This window comes from Cryobacterium sp. 10C3, assembly GCF_034314285.1.
GTDB lineage: Bacteria > Actinomycetota > Actinomycetes > Actinomycetales > Microbacteriaceae > Cryobacterium > Cryobacterium glucosi.
The window spans coordinates 3,217,295-3,232,528 of record NZ_JAVIWF010000002.1 but is presented as its reverse complement, the minus strand read 5'-3'; the positions used below and the strand labels follow the sequence as shown (position 1 = coordinate 3,232,528).

Here is a 15,234-nt window from a genome sequence, read left to right as displayed (position 1 = left end):
GATGGCAGCGCGCGAGAACGACTCACCCCTGGTTCAGGTGCTCTCGACGAGCGGGCTCGTCGAGCCGAGCGAGGCGGCGGCGGAGTTCATGCCCTACCTCGACCGCCTGACCGAAGACGACCTCCGCAGGTTCTACCGTGACATGGTCGTCGTCCGTCGTTTCGACAAGGAGGCGGCGAACCTGCAACGGCAGGGCCAGCTCGCCCTGTGGGTGCCGAGCCACGGCCAGGAGGCCGCCCAGGTCGGCAGCGCGTATGCCACCCGCCCCCAGGACCACGTCTTCCCCTCCTACCGTGAGCACGTCGTCGGCATGATCCGCGGGCTCGACCTCGTCGACATCCTGCGGATGCTGCGCGGCGTCACCCTCGGTGGCTGGACCCCCGAGGATCACGGCAACTTCCATCTCTACACTCTCGTGCTCGCCTCGCAGACCCTGCACGCGACCGGATACGCGATGGGCATGCAGCTCGACGGCACGACCGCGACCGGCAACCCCGAAACCGACGAGGCGGTCATCGTCTACTACGGCGACGGAGCCTCCTCCCAGGGTGACGCGAACGAGGCCCTCGTCTTCGCGGCGAGTTACCAGACCCCGCAGGTCTTCTTCCTGCAGAACAACCACTGGGCGATCTCGGTGCCGGTCACCCGGCAGTCGCGCACCCTGCTCTACCTCCGCGCCGGCGGCTTCGGCATGCCTGGCACCCAGGTCGACGGCAATGACGTGCTCGCGAGCTACGCCGTCACCGCCAAGCACCTCGACGACGCGCGCGCGGGCAAGGGCCCCGCCCTGATCGAGGCGATGACCTACCGGGTCGGTGCGCACACCACCGCAGACGACCCCACCAAGTACCGTGACCCGGAGGAACTCGCCGCCTGGGTCGCGAAAGACCCGATCGTCCGGTTCCGCGCCTACCTGCAGGGCCTCGGCGTCGAGCAGGACTTCCTCGACGCCGTCGACGAGGAGGCCGAGGACCACGCAGCGGATGTCCGCCGCCGCGCCCTCGAGATCCGCTCGCCCGAGCGTTCCGTCATCTTCGACAACGTCTACGCCGAACCCCACCCGCTGATCCAGGAACAGAAGGCCTGGCTCGACCGATACGAAGCATCCTTCGAAGGAGGCGACGCGTGAGCGACACGATCGTGACCGAGACCCCGGTCCGGGAGCCGGCCGCTTCTGCAGTGCCCGCGGCAGCATCCGCCGTTCCAGCCACCTCGGCGAACCTCCCGATGGCCAAGGCCCTGAACGCCGGCCTCCGGCAGGCGATGCTCGACAATCCGAAGGTCCTGATGATGGGCGAGGACATCGGACCGCTCGGCGGCGTGTTCCGCGTCACCGAGGGCCTGCACGCCGAATTCGGCGACAAGCGCGTGCTCGACACCCCGCTCGCAGAGTCCGGCATCGTCGGCACCGCGATCGGCCTCGCCCTCCGCGGCTACCGTCCCGTCTGCGAGATCCAGTTCGACGGCTTCGTCTTCCCCGGCTTCGACCAGATCACCAGCCAGCTCTCCCGGATGCGCAACCGGCACGAGGGCCAGGTCACGATGCCCGTCGTGATCCGGATTCCCTACGGCGGACACATCGGCTCGATCGAGCACCACCAGGAGAGCCCGGAGGCGTACTTCGCGCACACCCCGGGCCTGCGCGTCGTGAGCCCCTCGAACCCGCACGACGCCTACTGGATGATGCAGGAGGCGATCGCCTCCGACGACCCGATCATCTTCTTCGAGCCGAAGAGCCGCTACTGGCCCAAGGGCGAGGTCCGTTTCGGCGCGAGCGGGATTCCCCTGCACGCGAGCCGGGTCGTCCGTGCCGGCTCCGACGTCACCCTCGTCGGCCATGGCGCCATGGTCACTGTCCTGCTGCAGGCCGCCGAACCCGCCGCGGTCGAGGGCATCAGCATCGAGGTCATCGACCTGCGCTCGATCTCCCCGATCGACTACGGCCCCATCCTCACCTCCGTGGAGAAGACCGGCCACCTGGTCGTCGCCCAGGAAGCATACGGCTTCGTGAGCGTCGGCTCGGAAATCGCGGCGACCGTCACGGAGCGCTCGTTCTACCACCTCGAGGCTCCCGTGCTGCGGGTTTCCGGCTTCGACACCCCCTTCCCGCCCGCGGCCGTCGAGACCCACTTCCTGCCGTCCCCCGACCGGGTCCTCGAAGCGGTCGATCGTTCCCTCGCCTACTGACATGCACCGCCCCGCACCTCGCATGACCCACAGCAAGGAATCCAGATGAGCGTCCTGAACTTCACCCTTCCCGATGTCGGTGAGGGCCTCACCGAGGCTGAAATCGTCGAGTGGCGGGTCGCCCCCGGCGACACCGTGTCGATCAACCAGGTGCTCGTCGAGATCGAGACGGCCAAGTCGCTCGTCGAACTGCCGTCTCCGTTCGTCGGCGTCGTCGGCGCCATCCTCGTGGAGGTCGGAACGACCGTGGACGTCGGAACGGTGATCATCACCATCGTCCCCGCCGAGGAGCCCGCAGCCGTCAGTCCGGCTCCGGCCGCTGCTCCCGCTGCCGTGACGGCGGATGCCGGAGCAGGACAGGTCCCCGCCGCACACGTCACCGAGCTGGCCGGCGCAGCCCTCGACACCGGGTCGACCATCACCGCTGAGGAGCCGAAGGTGCTCGTCGGTCGGGGAGCCGCTCCGAGCGTGCCGACCCGTCGCCGTCGGGGATCCGACGGTGCCGCGCCGCACGCCTCGATCGCTCCTCCCGCGATCGAAACGCCCCGGCCGGCCGCCGCAGCCCAGGCGCGGGCGCCGCGCGCGGCATCCGCCGGTCCCGTCATCGCCAAGCCCCCGATTCGCAAGCTCGCGAAGGACCTCGGCGTCGATCTCGCCCTCGTCGAGGCGACCGGCCCCGTCGGCGACGTCACCCGCGAGGACGTGCTGCGCGGGGCGACCCAGGCGAGCGTGTTCCGCAACATCCAGACGCCCGAGTGGCCGAGCGACCGTGAGGAGCACATCCCGGTCAAGGGCGTGCGCAAGGCGATCGCGCAGGCCATGGTCGGCAGCGCGTTCACCGCGCCGCACGTCAGCCTGTTCGTCGACGTCGACGCCACGCGCACGATGGAGTTCGTCAAGCGCCTCAAGGCCTCGACCGACTTCGCCGGGGTGCGGGTCTCGCCGATTGGCTGATCATGGCCAAGGCGATGATCTGGGCCGTGCGCCGCAACCCCACCGTGAACTCGGTCTTCACCGATCAGGAAATCATCATCAAGCACTACGTGAACCTCGGCATCGCCGCGGCCACCCCGCGCGGGCTGATCGTGCCGAACGTCAAGGAAGCCCAGGACATGAGCCTCCTCGAGCTCGCTCGCGCCCTCGAGACGCTCACCCTCACGGCGCGCGACGGCAAGACGACGCCGGCAGACCAGGCCGGGGGCACGATCACGATCACGAACATCGGCGTCTTCGGCATGGACACCGGCACCCCGATCCTCAACTCCGGCGAAGCCGGGATCGTCGCCCTCGGCACGATCAAGCCCAAGCCCTGGGTCGTCGACGGCGAGGTGCGCGTGCGCCAGGTCACGACCATCGGCGCGAGCTTCGACCACCGGGTCGTCGACGGAGACGTGGCGAGCCGCTTCCTGGCGGATGTCGCGAGCATCATCGAGGAACCGGCCCTCCTCCTCGAATAGCGGGTTCAGACTTTGGGAAGGCTTACCTCACCAGCTCTTTAACGCGCTGGTGAGGTAAGGCTTTCCACGCTGGCGGACGTGGATTCCCTGTGGTCTGATGTTCCAATGACCTCCATCGCCCCCGCCAGAATCGCCCCCGTCGCTCCTGCGGTCGAAGCCGCAGCCGACGACCGGAAGCGCACCGAGAGCCACGCCGGCCGCCTGAACTGGCTTCGCGCCGGGGTGCTCGGCGCCAACGACGGTATCGTCTCCGTCGCAGCCCTCGTCGTCGGCGTCGCCGGCGCGAGCGGCTCGACCGCAGTCATTGCCGCGGCCGGCACAGCCGGTCTCGTCGGCGGGGCGATCTCGATGGCCCTCGGTGAATACGTCTCCGTCAGCAGCCAGAGCGACAGCCAGCGCACCCTGATCGCGCGCGAGAAGCACGAACTGAGCATCGACCCGGAGGGCGAGCTCGAGGAACTCGCGAAACTCTACGAAAAGCAGGGCCTCGCGCCCGCGACCGCCCGCCAGGTCGCCACGGAATTCACCGCGATCGACCCTGTGCGCGCCCACCTGCTGGCCGAGCACAGCATCACGGAAGACGACGTCGTCAGCGCCTGGCATGCCGCCTGGGTCTCCGCCGCGGCGTTCACCCTCGGCGCGTTGCTCCCGTTCCTGGCGATCCTGCTCCTGCCCGCGAGTGTGCGCATCCCGATCACCTTCGGCGCCGTGCTCGTCGCCCTCGCCGCCCTCGGCGCGACCGGCGCCCACCTCGGCGGCAGCCCCAAGCTGCGGGCGATCATCCGCGTCGTGCTCGGCGGCGCCGCCGCGCTCGTGGTCACCTTCCTGATCGGGTCCCTGCTCGGCACCTCCGGCGTCGTCTAGCCCGCCAGCCACCAAGCGGTGGCGAGCCTACCTAATGGTTTTGACAATCATTATCAATAGGGATAGCGTCGCTTACGTGACCCCCTCGAAAATCCTCCTACCCGCACTCCTGGCCGCGGCCGCGCTCACCCTCAGCGGATGCTCGGCCACGACGCCCGGTTCGGCCGGAGGCTCAGGAGGAGCATCGGGCGACCTCCGGGTCGTCGCGACAACCACCCAGGTCGCCGACCTCGCCCGCAACGTGATCGGGGATGCCCCGGGCGTCACGCTGACCCAGCTCATCCAGCCGAACCAGAGCGCGCACAGCTACGACCCGTCCGCGGCCGACCTGACCGCCCTCGGCCGCGCCGATGTGCTCGTCATCAACGGCGTCGGCCTCGAGGAATGGCTCACCGACGCGATCGACGCCTCCGGCTTCCATGGCGTCACGATCGACTCCGATGCGGGCATCACGATCGCAGAGAGCGGCGCCGGAAACGACGAGGCCCCCACACGGCGGATGCCGCACACGACCACGCGGGCGGCAACCCGCACATCTGGACCGACGTCGCGAACGCGGAAGCCATGACCCGCACCATCGCCGCCGGTCTCGCGGCCGCGAGTGCCGCCGACGCCGACCGGGCAGCTGCCTTCACGGCCAACGCCGCCGGCTACGGAAGCACGCTCGCAGCGCTCGACGGCTGGATCCGCACGAACATCGACCCGGTCCCCGCCGCGGAGCGGCTTCTCGTCAGCAACCACGACGCCTTCGGTTATTTCACGGCCGCATACGGCATCACCTACGTCGGCAGCGTGATCCCGAGCTTCGACGACAACGCCGAACCGAGCGCAACCGAAATCGACCAACTCGTCACGAAGATCAAGGCCACCGGCGTCAAGGCCGTGTTCTCCGAGGCCTCGATCAGCCCCAAGGCCGCCGACACGATCGCCCGGCAGGCCGGCGTCACCGTGTACTCCGGCGACGACGCCCTGTATGGCGATTCCCTCGGCCCGGCCGGCAGCGACGGTGCCACCTACGTCGCCTCTCAGCTGCACAATGTGCGCCTGATCCTCGAGTCCTGGGGCAGAGTCCCCACCGCCGTACCGGCAGACCTGCGAGAGTGAACACGTGAACGAGAACGATTCTCAACCGCGGACCGCCGCGCCGCTCGCCCTCCACGTGGCCGGGGCATCCTTCGCATACGCCCAGACGCCCGCGCTCGAAGACGTCGCCTTCGACCTGCGCGCGGGTGAGGCCGTCGCCCTGATCGGGCCGAACGGTTCGGGAAAGTCGACCCTACTCAAGGGAGTGCTCGGCCTGATCCATCGCACAGCAGGCACGGTCGAAGTGCTCGGTGAATCCCCGGCCCCCGCAGGCGCGGTCGGGTACGTGCCCCAGGCCGACGAGCTCGACCCGGAATTCCCGGTCACCCTCGAACAGGTGGTCATGATGGGGCGATACCGTTCCCTCGGCTGGCTGCGCCTGCCCGGCAAACGCGACCGCGCGCACGTCGCAGCGGCCCTCGAGGCCGTCGGCCTCTCCGAACGCGCCAGGACCCGGTTCGGCGAACTCTCCGGGGGCCAGCAGCAGCGCGGCCTCCTCGCCCGCGCCCTCGCATCCGGGCCCCGCCTGCTCCTGCTCGACGAACCGTTCAACGGCCTCGACCAGGAGAACCGCAACGCGCTCGTGGACACCGTGAAGCGACTCAAGGCCGACGGTGTTGCCGTGCTCATCTCGACGCACGACCTCGAACTCGCCCGCGACGTCTGCGAATCGGTCCTGCTGCTGAACGGCGGCCAGGTCGCCTTCGGCCCACTCGACGAGGTGCTCAGCCTTGAGAACGTCCAGCGCACCTTCCGGTCCGTCGGGGTCGAACTCGACGAGCACACCGTCGTCGTGCCCAGCCACACGGGGCACTGAGTGGATGCCTGGGGCGCGCTTCTCGACGCCTTCTCCCTGCCGTTCATGTCCCGCGCCCTCGTGGTGCTCCTCGTGCTGAGCCTCGTCGCGGGCATCGTCGGCGTGCTGGTCAACCTGCGCGGGCTCGAATTCATCAGCGACGGGCTCACCCACGCGGTGTTTCCCGGCATCGCGATCGGGTTCGTCTGGGGCGGCCGTGAGGGCCTCTTCGCGGGGGCGATCGTCGCGGCAGTGCTCACTGCGATCGTGTTGGCGGTGCTGATGCGCAAGGCTGTGCCGGTCGACGCCGCGATCGCGATCGTGTTCACGGCCATGTTCAGCATCGGCGTGATCGTCGTGTCCCGGCAGACCAACTACGTCGGCCAGCTCGAACAGCTCCTGTTCGGGCGGCTGCTCACGATCAGCGTGGTCGAGGTCGTCCAGACGATCGTGATCTGCGCGATCGCCCTCCTCCTCGTGGGAGTCACACTCAAGGAGCAACTCTTCCGCGCCTTCGACCGCACCGGGTTCTCCGCCGTCGGCTACCGGCCCTTCGTGCTCGACCTCGTGCTCAACGTGGCGATCGCGCTCGTCGTCGTCGCCGCGTCGAGCGCCGTCGGAACCCTGCTCGTGCTCGCGGTGCTGATCGTTCCCGGCGCGGTCGCACGGCTCGTGACCGTGCGCCTGTGGCTGCTGTTCCCGGTCGCGGCGGTGTTCGCCGCCGTCGCGGCGTGGCTCGGCCTCTCCCTCGGCTATGTGGCATCCGTGGGGGCCGGCATCAACCTGCCGAGCGGCGCGACCGTCGTGCTCGTACTCGTCGCCGGGTACGCCCTCGCCCTCGTCGGCCGACTCCTGCTCGACCGGCTGCGCGCGCCGCAGCCTCGGCCCGCGGCGGTGCTCTGATGGATTACTTCAGCACCGCCCTCATCGCCGCGACCGTGATCGGCGCACTCTGCGGCCTCGTCGGCTCCCTTGTCGTGCTGCGCCGGCGCACCTTCTTCGCCCAGGCCCTCACCCACGCCACCTTCCCCGGCGCGGTCGCCGCGGCCATGCTCGGGCTGAGCATTCCGCTCGGGGCTTTCGTCGCGAGCATCGCCATCGTCGGAATCATGACCGTGATCGGCCGGGTGCGCCGCCAGGGCAGCCAGGTGGCCTCTGGCATCGTCCTCACGGCGGGCTTCGCGCTCGGGGTGCTCCTGCAGGCGCTCAACCCGTCGCTGCCCGTTCACGTCGATTCGTTCCTCGTCGGATCCATCCTGACCACGACCGGTTCCGACATCGGCCTCGCCGGCGGCGTCCTCGTGGTCGCCGTTCTGGTGATCGTCTTCTTCGGCAAGGAACTGCTGTTCTCGACCTTCGATGCGAGTGGATACCGCGCGGCCGGATACCGGGAATGGCCGATGGAACTCCTGACCCTGGGCCTCATCACCGCGACCGTCGTGACCGCGATGCCCGCGGTCGGCGCGATCCTCGCGATCGCCCTGATCGCAGCCCCCGCGGCCGCCGCACGCCTGCTCGCCCGCACCACGGGGCAGATCCTCGTCGCGGCACCCGTCCTCGGGGCGACGGCCGGGATCAGCGGGGTACTGCTCTCGCGCGCCCTCGACGTCGCCGCCGGGCCCGCGATCGCGCTCACCGCAGCAGCGTTCTTCCTCCTGGCTCTCGCCGTGCGTCAGATCCGCTCCCGGGCCGGCAGTTCCCGGACCGCCGCCCTGCCCACCCGGCCGGCTTCCGGTCGTGCCGCCGCCCGGGCGAGCCTAGGGTGGGAGTCATGAAGCGCAACACCTGGCAGCGCGAGGCCGTGCGCACCGCCCTCAGCGACACGGTCGGATTCGTGAGCGTGCAGGGCCTGCACACCCGCCTGCACGCCACCGGATCCCCGATCGGACTCGCGACGGTCTACCGCGCCCTCGCCGACCTCGCGGGCGAAGGCGAGGCCGACTGCCTGCAGTCGCCCGACGGCGAAAGCCTCTACCGGGCCTGCAGCACGACAGACCACCACCACCACCTGATCTGCCGGCACTGCGGCCTCACCGTCGAAATCGAAGCGGATGCCGTCGAAACCTGGGCGAAGAACGTCGCCGCCGAGCACGGCTTCACCCAGGCCGCCCACGTCGTCGACGTGTTCGGCCTGTGCGCGGCGTGCACCGCGGCATCCGCCGCCGCCGCCATCGCCTGAGCGGAGTTGCGCGGACACCCGTCGACCCGTAGAGTTGGCGGTTGCTGCGCATATCTTTGCGTGCACTGCCGGAATATATCGGCTTCGCTTTCTGAACCAGTGAAGTGGAACTGCTGTGCCCGGCCGACAAGAGATCTTGGGAAGGGCATTCGCCCTTCGGTATTGGAGGAGAACCATGGCAGCAACCTGCCAGGTGACCGGAGCCGTTCCCGGCTTTGGACACAACGTTTCGCACTCGCACCGACGCACCAAGCGTCGTTTCGACCCGAACGTACAGACCAAAAAGTACTACGTGCCTTCGTTGCGCCGTAACGTCACCCTGACCCTCTCGGTCAAGGGAATCAAGGTTATCGATGCTCGTGGCATTGAGTCGGTCGTCAAGGACCTGCTCGCCCGTGGGGAGAAAATCTAATGGCCAAGCAGCATGACGTCCGCCCGATCATCAAGCTCCGCTCGACGGCCGGCACCGGTTACACGTATGTGACCCGCAAGAACCGTCGTAACGACCCCGACCGTCTCGTGCTCAAGAAGTACGACCCCGTAGTGCGCAAGCACGTTGACTTCCGAGAGGAGCGCTAACACATGGCCAAGAAGAGCAAGATCGCCCGTAACGAACAGCGCAAGATCGTTGTTGCCCGTTACGCCGTCAAGCGCCTGGAGCTGAAGAAGGCCCTCGTCGACGAGTCCGGTACGGACGAGTCGCGCGAGGCAGCCCGCCTCGGCCTCCAGAAGCTTCCCCGCAACGCTTCGCCGGTGCGCGTGCGCAACCGCGACGCCGTCGACGGTCGCCCCCGTGGCCACCTCTCCAAGTTCGGCATCTCGCGCGTGCGTTTCCGCGACATGGCGCACCGCGGCGAGCTGCCCGGCATCACCAAGTCCAGCTGGTAACACCCGCTGAATCGCTTCGCTGAACTCCGGTTCCGCGAATGAGGGGATGTCGACTTCGGTCGACATCCCCTTTCTCGTACCCGGGCGGATGTCTCGTCGAGGGACCCCGGATTCCGCGCACAGCGGAAATGGCACTCCCGGAAGGGCAAAAAGCGCCCCAAGATGCCGAAAAACGCCGGAAATACGCGGAAGTTCCCGGAACTCTGTTAGATTCAACGCGGTCCAACCGACCAACGGATGCGCCTTCTGGCGTCGCCCGCATTACCCGCATACCTGTTTTTTACAGACGAAGGTCCGAGGAGGACACTCAATGGCTGACAAGTCGCTGAACAAGACCGAGCTCGTTGCCAAGGTTGCCGCAGACTCTGGCCAGAGCCAGGTTGCCGTCGACAGCGTGCTCAACGCATTCTTTGCCGCACTCGCCGAAACCGTCGCGAGCGACGGCAAGGTCACCATCCCGGGCTGGCTCGGCGTCGAGCGCACCGCCACCGCGGCGCGCACCGGCCGCAACCCGCAGACCGGCGAAGAAATCGCCATCGCAGCAGGCCACCGCGTCAAGCTGACCGCCGGCAGCAAGCTGAAGGCCGCCGCCAAGTAACATCGGCACCCGTTCCACCTGCTTCACCCGCTTCACCCGCTTCATCTGCTTCACCTGCTTCACCTGCTTCATACAGAGGAGGGCGTCGGCTTCGGCCGGCGCCCTCCTCTGCGTCCGGTCCGTGGCATCCGCTCTCGGCATACCCACCCGGCTGGCCGGTTAAGCTGGAGCCGTGCCTCGTCTCGTGCGGATCTCCGGTCCTGCAGCCCTCCTCCTGGTGGCCGTGCTCTCGACCCTGCTGGCCCTCGCCTACGGCGGCGGCGCTGCTGCGCAACTGCTCGCAGACCCGGGGCCGCTCGTGCGCTGGGGACTCCCGGTGGCGAAGCTGCTCGTCAACCTCGGTGCTGCGGGCACGATCGGCGCCCTCGTGCTCGCCTGCTTCGCGCTCAGCCCCCGCGAGAACGCATACGGCACCTCGCTCGACTTCGCCGCGGGAGCCGCGGCACTCTTCACCGCCGCCTCCGCTCTCACCGGGTTCCTGACCTTCCTGCAGGTGACGGATGTCCCGTTGGCCTTCGACGACCGCTTCAGCGCGACCGCCGGCCAGTTCTTCAGCCAGATCGAACTCGGCCAGGCTTGGCTCGCGACCACGCTCATCGCCGCGGGCGTCACGGTGCTGTGCTTCGCGGTGCGCAGCCAGACCGGGCTCGTTTTCGTCACGGCCCTCGCGATCGGCGCCCTCGTTCCGATGGCGCTCCAGGGCCACGCAGCGGGCAGCCAGGGCCACGACGTCGCGATCACGGCACTCGGACTGCACCTCGTGTTCGCGGCGATCTGGCTCGGCGGGCTCCTGACGGTCGTCGTGCTCCGCAAACAGCTCGAGGGCACGCGTATCAACGCCGTCATCGGCCGGTATTCGACGCTCGCCCTCGTGAGTTTCATCGTCGTCGCGGCCTCCGGTTACGTCAGCGCCGAACTGCGGATCGGCAGCATCGACCGGCTTCTGACGCCGTACGGCATCCTCGTGCTCGTGAAGGTCGTCGCCCTCATCACGCTCGGCGGTTTCGGTGTGTTGCAGCGCCGGTTCCTCGTCGAGCGGATGCGCCGGGCCACGCTCGCGGGACCGGGCGCCGCCGGCCGCAGCGCGGGCACCTGGTTCTGGTGGCTCGTGGTCGGCGAGCTCGCTTTCATGGGACTCGCCTCAGGGGTTGCTGCGGCGCTCGCCCGTACCGCGACCCCGGTCGCCCCGGTCGTGGCGACCCAGGTCGCCACCTCGACCCCCGCGCAGATCCTCACCGGCGAGTTGCTGCCGCCAGAGCTGACCTTCGCCCGGTACTTCACCGAGTGGGACTTCGACCTGGCCTGGGTGCTGTTCTGCGCCTTCGGGATCTTCTTCTACCTGGCCGGGGTCTACCGGTTGCACAAGCGCGGTGACTCCTGGCCTGTCTACCGGACCGTGTCCTGGGTGGTGGGGATGCTCATCCTCTTCTACATCACCAACGGCGGCGCCAACCTGTACGCGAAGTATCTGTTCTCGTCGCACATGCTGATGCACATGGCGCTCACCATGCTGGTGCCGGTGTTCCTCGTGCCCGGCGCCCCGATCACCCTTGCCGCCCGGGCCATCCACAAGCGCACCGACGAGAGCCGCGGAGCCCGCGAGTGGATCCTCCTCGCGGTGCACTCCCGGTACGCGGGCGTCCTGACGAACCCGATCGTCGCCGCAGTGCTCTGGGCCGGCTCCCTCTGGGTGTTCTACTACTCGAACCTGTTCAGCTGGGCGACGACCGACCATATCGGGCACGAGTGGATGGTCGTGCACTTCCTGATCACCGGGTACCTGTTCGTGCAGTCCCTGATCGGCATCGACCCGGTGCCGTACCGGCTGCCCTACGCCTTCCGGCTGCTGCTGCTGCTCGGCACGATGGCGTTCCACGCCTTCTTCGGGGTCGCCCTGATGACCGGGACGGGCCTGCTCCTCGCCGACTGGTACGGCGCGATGGGCCGTACCTGGGGGTCAGTGCGATCGCCGACCAACAGCTGGGCGGCGGCATCGCCTGGAGCGTCGGCGAGATCCCGACGATCGCGCTGGCGATCGCCGTCGCGATCCAGTGGTCCCGCAGTGACGAGAAGGAAACCCGGCGCAAGGACCGCAACGCCGACCGGACCGGCGAGGCCGAGCTCATCCGCTACAACGCCCAGCTCGAGCGGCTCGCCTCGCGCGACACCCGGCAGCCCTAGTCCCTGCCGAAATCGGTCAGCGGAGCTGGATCGCGAGCGACCCGTCGGCCCCGACCACGACCTGGATCGCGACCGCGAACGGAACATCCTCATCCCGGGTGCTGAGGTCCCCGTCGAAGAGCGACTGCACGGCGACCTTGATGTGCGCCCTCCCTGCCGTCGCCGGCATGTCGAAGGCGGTGTCCCCGGCGGCGAGCGTCACGGCCGGGTATTCGGGAATCGACCAGGTCGGCACCGACTTGACCCTGTCGTTGATCTCGATCCCGAAGGGGCAATCCGAGGGCTGCAGGACCGTCTGCGTCGCGCAGGAATCGAGGAAGGCGTTGAGCTCCGACTGGACCTGCCCGACGAAGGACGCGTTCGGTTCGGCGTCGACCGAGACATCCGTCGCCCCGGACTGCGTGACGGGAACCGACTGCGGCGCCGCGGTCAGCAGGGCCGACTCGTGCGCGATCGTGTACCGGGCCGGGGCGAACGCGAGGTACGCGGCCTGGTTCGAGAACGTCACCGGGGCGTCGGCCGCCGCGTGCGCGCGCGTGTCGAGGGTGAGGCCGTTGACCGAGAAACTCGCCTCGTGCAAGACCGTGACGCCGAGCACCGCGAGGGGGCTGGTGTCGAAGCGCCACGAGTCGAAGACCGCCGCGTACGTTCCCGCCCTGGCCACCCGGAACTCCATCGTCTCCGGAGCACCGTCGAGGTCGAAGGCGTAGATCACGCTGTGCACCTCGGCGGTGCCGGTGCCTGTGCCTGTGTCGGCGGCGTCCGGCTGCACGGTGTCGCTGACGAGCCTGATCGCGGTGATCGAACTGAGCACGGATGCCCGCAGCAGCGTGTCGGGAAGTTCCGTCGGCAGGCCCGCCGCCGTCAGCTCTGCCGTGGTCGGGGTCACCCCCGGCAGGGTGAGTGCGCTCGCGGTGTCGTGTCTGGCCAGGGCGTCGAGGTACTGGCGCACAAAACCACCCGCGCTGTACACCTCGCGGTTGAGCGAACCGATCGCCGCGAACAGCGCGGCGACGAGGAGGACGACAACCACGACGACGGCGACGAGGGTTCGGCCCCGGTCGCGCGGGGCCGTGCGGTCGCGGTTGCTCACGTCCACATTCTACGGGCGCGATTCTGAGGTGCCGGCGTGCGTGGGTGCGGGACGGGAGCTGCGATGTCCACGGATGCCCGGCATCCGCCCCCGGCACCGGCCCGGGCGGATACAGTGGAATGTTCCCTCCATTCCTACTGAAAGCGACCCGTGTCCCCGATTTCGTTGTCGCGTGAGCAGGCCGAGGTCTACCAGGCCATCGAGAACACGCGCCAGAATGTCTTCGTGACGGGGCGCGCCGGCACCGGCAAGTCGACGCTGCTGAACCACCTGTCGTGGAACACCAGCAAGCAGATCGTGATCGCCGCCCCGACCGGTGTCGCGGCGCTCAACGTGGGCGGGCAGACGATCCATTCGCTCTTCCGGCTGCCGATCGGGGTCATCGCCGACCACGCGATCGACCAGAACGACCAGGTCAAGAAGCTGCTCAACACGATCGACACCGTCGTGATCGACGAGGTCTCGATGGTCAACGCCGACCTGATGGACGCGATCGACCGCAGCCTCCGGCAGGCCAGGCAGCGCCCGAACGACAGCTTCGGCGGCGTGCAGATCGTCTTGTTCGGCGACCCGTACCAGCTCGCGCCCGTCCCCGGCGATTCCGACGAGCGGGCGTACTTCACCGACACCTACCGGTCGATGTGGTTCTTCGACGCGAAGGTCTGGAAGGGCGCTGAACTGCGCATCTTCGAACTGACCGAGGTGCACCGGCAGCGGGATGCCGACTTCCGGCACATGCTGAACGCCGTGCGCTACGGGCAGGTCACCGCGGAGATCGGCGGCGCGCTCAACGCAGCGGGCGCCCGCACCCCGCCTGCAGAGGGCGTGATTACCCTCGCCACCCGCAACGACGCGGTCAACCGGATCAACGCGGCCGCGCTCAAGCGACTGCCGGGCAAGGCGCTCACCGCGAAGGCAGAGGTCACCGGTGACTTCGGCGGCCGCACCTATCCAGCGGACGCGGTGCTCGAGCTCAAGGTGGGCGCCCAGGTGATGTTCCTGCGCAACGACTCTCCGCTCGACGGCGGCGCGCGCTGGGTCAACGGCAGCATCGGCACGGTCACGAAGGTGGATTCGACGGTCTACGTCGAGATCGACGGCACGACGCACGAGGTGGAGCCGGCCGTGTGGGAGAAGTACAAGTACAGCTACAACCAGGCGACGAAGAAGCTCAGCAGGGACGTCGTCGCCGAGTTCACCCAGTTCCCGCTGCGGCTGGCCTGGGCGGTCACCATCCACAAGTCCCAGGGCGCGACGTACGAACGGGCGATCGTCGACCTCGGCACCAGGGTCTTCAGCCCCGGCCAGACCTACGTTGCCCTCAGCCGGCTGACCGGCCTCGACGGGCTCTACCTCACCCGGCCGCTGCGGCCGAGCGACATCATCGTCGACGAGGACGTGCAGCGGTTCATGGGCAGCCAGGGCGCCCTGCCCGCGTCCTGACCCGCGGCTAGTGGTGGTGGCCGGCCGGGGTCTCGGGGGTAGGGGCCGAGGGAAGACCGTGCGAGCCGTGCGGGACGGCGTGCGCGCCGGCATCCGTCGCGGCCAGCGCCGGTGTGGTGAGCCCGGAGACGACGAGGGCGGCGAGCGTGAGAGCCGCGAGGAAGCGCCACCCGCCGGCCGTCTCACCCGCTGGGGTGTGTGCCGAATCCAGGACGTGGTGCCTGATTCGGGTTGGCTCGGGGCGATTCGGGCCGGATTCGGCCTGAACTCCTGAATTCGGACGCGCTCGGTGGTGGTGGTGCCGGTGCTGGCGGCGCGGCGGGTGCGGCGCAGGGCGAGTGCAAGGGAGCCGGCCAGGAAGAGGTCGAAGAGGGTTGCGGTGGCCATCGGCTGGAGCGGGAGGCCGGTCGCGGTCGCCGGCACGCCGAGGCCGCTGCCGAGGGTTGCGACGGCGCCCCAGACAAA

Annotated in this window: 15 protein-coding genes and 2 pseudogenes; 16 read left to right on the top strand and 1 reads right to left on the bottom strand. The window is 68.8% G+C overall.

Annotated elements, in window-relative coordinates; genetic code table 11:
* The first annotated feature begins 1 nt into the window (after position 1).
* From pdhA to RGU41_RS16230, 15 genes and pseudogenes are all read left to right on the top strand, one after another.
* On the top strand, positions 2 to 1,129 hold the full coding sequence (gene pdhA / locus RGU41_RS16300; protein WP_322136856.1) for a pyruvate dehydrogenase (acetyl-transferring) E1 component subunit alpha: 1,128 nt from the start codon (positions 2 to 4) through the stop codon (positions 1,127 to 1,129).
* 98 nt (positions 1,130 to 1,227) lie between these two features.
* The gene (locus RGU41_RS16295) at positions 1,228 to 2,187 is read left to right on the top strand and encodes an alpha-ketoacid dehydrogenase subunit beta (RefSeq protein WP_322137380.1); all 960 of its coding nucleotides are present in this window, start codon (positions 1,228 to 1,230) and stop codon (positions 2,185 to 2,187) included.
* 45 nt (positions 2,188 to 2,232) lie between these two features.
* Positions 2,233 to 3,644, top strand: a pseudogene (locus RGU41_RS16290) (dihydrolipoamide acetyltransferase family protein).
* Positions 3,645 to 3,749: 105 nt separating this feature from the next.
* A complete protein-coding gene (locus RGU41_RS16285) occupies positions 3,750 to 4,508 on the top strand; it encodes a VIT1/CCC1 transporter family protein (protein WP_134448506.1) in 759 nt (252 codons plus the stop codon).
* Positions 4,509 to 4,584: 76 nt separating this feature from the next.
* The gene (locus tag RGU41_RS21055) at positions 4,585 to 5,076 is read left to right on the top strand and encodes a metal ABC transporter substrate-binding protein (RefSeq protein ID WP_416173161.1); all 492 of its coding nucleotides are present in this window, start codon (positions 4,585 to 4,587) and stop codon (positions 5,074 to 5,076) included.
* Complete coding sequence (locus RGU41_RS16275; RefSeq protein WP_416173189.1) at positions 5,043 to 5,612, top strand: metal ABC transporter substrate-binding protein; 570 nt, start codon at positions 5,043 to 5,045, stop codon at positions 5,610 to 5,612. The genes RGU41_RS21055 and RGU41_RS16275 overlap by 34 nt, the downstream gene beginning before the upstream one ends.
* 4 nt (positions 5,613 to 5,616) lie before the next feature.
* Positions 5,617 to 6,408, top strand: a complete 792-nt coding sequence (locus tag RGU41_RS16270) for a metal ABC transporter ATP-binding protein (RefSeq protein ID WP_134448502.1) — start codon at positions 5,617 to 5,619, stop codon at positions 6,406 to 6,408.
* Positions 6,409 to 7,290 (top strand): metal ABC transporter permease, encoded by an 882-nt coding sequence (locus RGU41_RS16265; RefSeq protein ID WP_134448500.1) that lies wholly within the window; start codon positions 6,409 to 6,411, stop codon positions 7,288 to 7,290. It begins immediately after the preceding gene.
* A complete protein-coding gene (locus RGU41_RS16260) occupies positions 7,290 to 8,162 on the top strand; it encodes a metal ABC transporter permease (protein WP_134448498.1) in 873 nt (290 codons plus the stop codon). Before RGU41_RS16265 ends, RGU41_RS16260 begins: the two co-directional genes overlap by 1 nt.
* Positions 8,159 to 8,566: a Fur family transcriptional regulator gene (locus RGU41_RS16255; protein ID WP_134448496.1), complete on the top strand. Its 408-nt coding sequence runs from the start codon at positions 8,159 to 8,161 to the stop codon at positions 8,564 to 8,566. The genes RGU41_RS16260 and RGU41_RS16255 overlap by 4 nt, the downstream gene beginning before the upstream one ends.
* Before the next feature lie 175 nt (positions 8,567 to 8,741).
* Positions 8,742 to 8,978 (top strand): 50S ribosomal protein L28, encoded by a 237-nt coding sequence (gene rpmB / locus RGU41_RS16250; protein WP_134448494.1) that lies wholly within the window; start codon positions 8,742 to 8,744, stop codon positions 8,976 to 8,978.
* Positions 8,978 to 9,145, top strand: coding sequence for a 50S ribosomal protein L33 (gene rpmG / locus RGU41_RS16245; RefSeq protein WP_092322741.1), 168 nt, complete (start codon positions 8,978 to 8,980; stop codon positions 9,143 to 9,145). Before rpmB ends, rpmG begins: the two co-directional genes overlap by 1 nt.
* Before the next feature lie 3 nt (positions 9,146 to 9,148).
* A complete protein-coding gene (gene rpsN, locus RGU41_RS16240) occupies positions 9,149 to 9,454 on the top strand; it encodes a 30S ribosomal protein S14 (protein ID WP_134448490.1) in 306 nt (101 codons plus the stop codon).
* A 310-nt stretch (positions 9,455 to 9,764) separates the two neighbouring features.
* Positions 9,765 to 10,052 carry an HU family DNA-binding protein gene (locus tag RGU41_RS16235; protein ID WP_134448488.1) on the top strand — a complete coding sequence of 96 codons (288 nt, stop codon included), beginning with the start codon at positions 9,765 to 9,767 and terminating at the stop codon, positions 10,050 to 10,052.
* 688 nt (positions 10,053 to 10,740) lie between these two features.
* Positions 10,741 to 12,233: pseudogene (locus RGU41_RS16230) on the top strand (cytochrome c oxidase assembly protein).
* Positions 12,234 to 12,249: 16 nt separating this feature from the next.
* Here RGU41_RS16230 and RGU41_RS16225 read toward each other — a convergent pair.
* Entirely contained in the window at positions 12,250 to 13,326 is a 1,077-nt protein-coding gene (locus RGU41_RS16225; protein WP_134558135.1) for a hypothetical protein, read from the bottom strand.
* Between the two features lie 150 nt (positions 13,327 to 13,476).
* Between RGU41_RS16225 and RGU41_RS16220 the strand changes: the two genes are divergently transcribed.
* A complete protein-coding gene (locus RGU41_RS16220; RefSeq protein WP_134448484.1) occupies positions 13,477 to 14,769 on the top strand; it encodes an ATP-dependent DNA helicase in 1,293 nt (430 codons plus the stop codon).
* The last annotated feature ends 465 nt before the right edge of the window (positions 14,770 to 15,234 follow it).

Coding starts and splice junctions, on each gene's coding strand:
- pdhA (WP_322136856.1), top strand. CDS start 2: ATGGCAGCGCGCGAGAACGACTCACCCCTGGTTCAGGTGCTCTCGACG.
- RGU41_RS16295 (WP_322137380.1), top strand. CDS start 1,228: ATGGCCAAGGCCCTGAACGCCGGCCTCCGGCAGGCGATGCTCGACAAT.
- RGU41_RS16285 (WP_134448506.1), top strand. CDS start 3,750: ATGACCTCCATCGCCCCCGCCAGAATCGCCCCCGTCGCTCCTGCGGTC.
- RGU41_RS16260 (WP_134448498.1), top strand. CDS start 7,290: ATGGATTACTTCAGCACCGCCCTCATCGCCGCGACCGTGATCGGCGCA.
- RGU41_RS16255 (WP_134448496.1), top strand. CDS start 8,159: ATGAAGCGCAACACCTGGCAGCGCGAGGCCGTGCGCACCGCCCTCAGC.
- rpmB (WP_134448494.1), top strand. CDS start 8,742: ATGGCAGCAACCTGCCAGGTGACCGGAGCCGTTCCCGGCTTTGGACAC.
- rpmG (WP_092322741.1), top strand. CDS start 8,978: ATGGCCAAGCAGCATGACGTCCGCCCGATCATCAAGCTCCGCTCGACG.
- rpsN (WP_134448490.1), top strand. CDS start 9,149: ATGGCCAAGAAGAGCAAGATCGCCCGTAACGAACAGCGCAAGATCGTT.
- RGU41_RS16235 (WP_134448488.1), top strand. CDS start 9,765: ATGGCTGACAAGTCGCTGAACAAGACCGAGCTCGTTGCCAAGGTTGCC.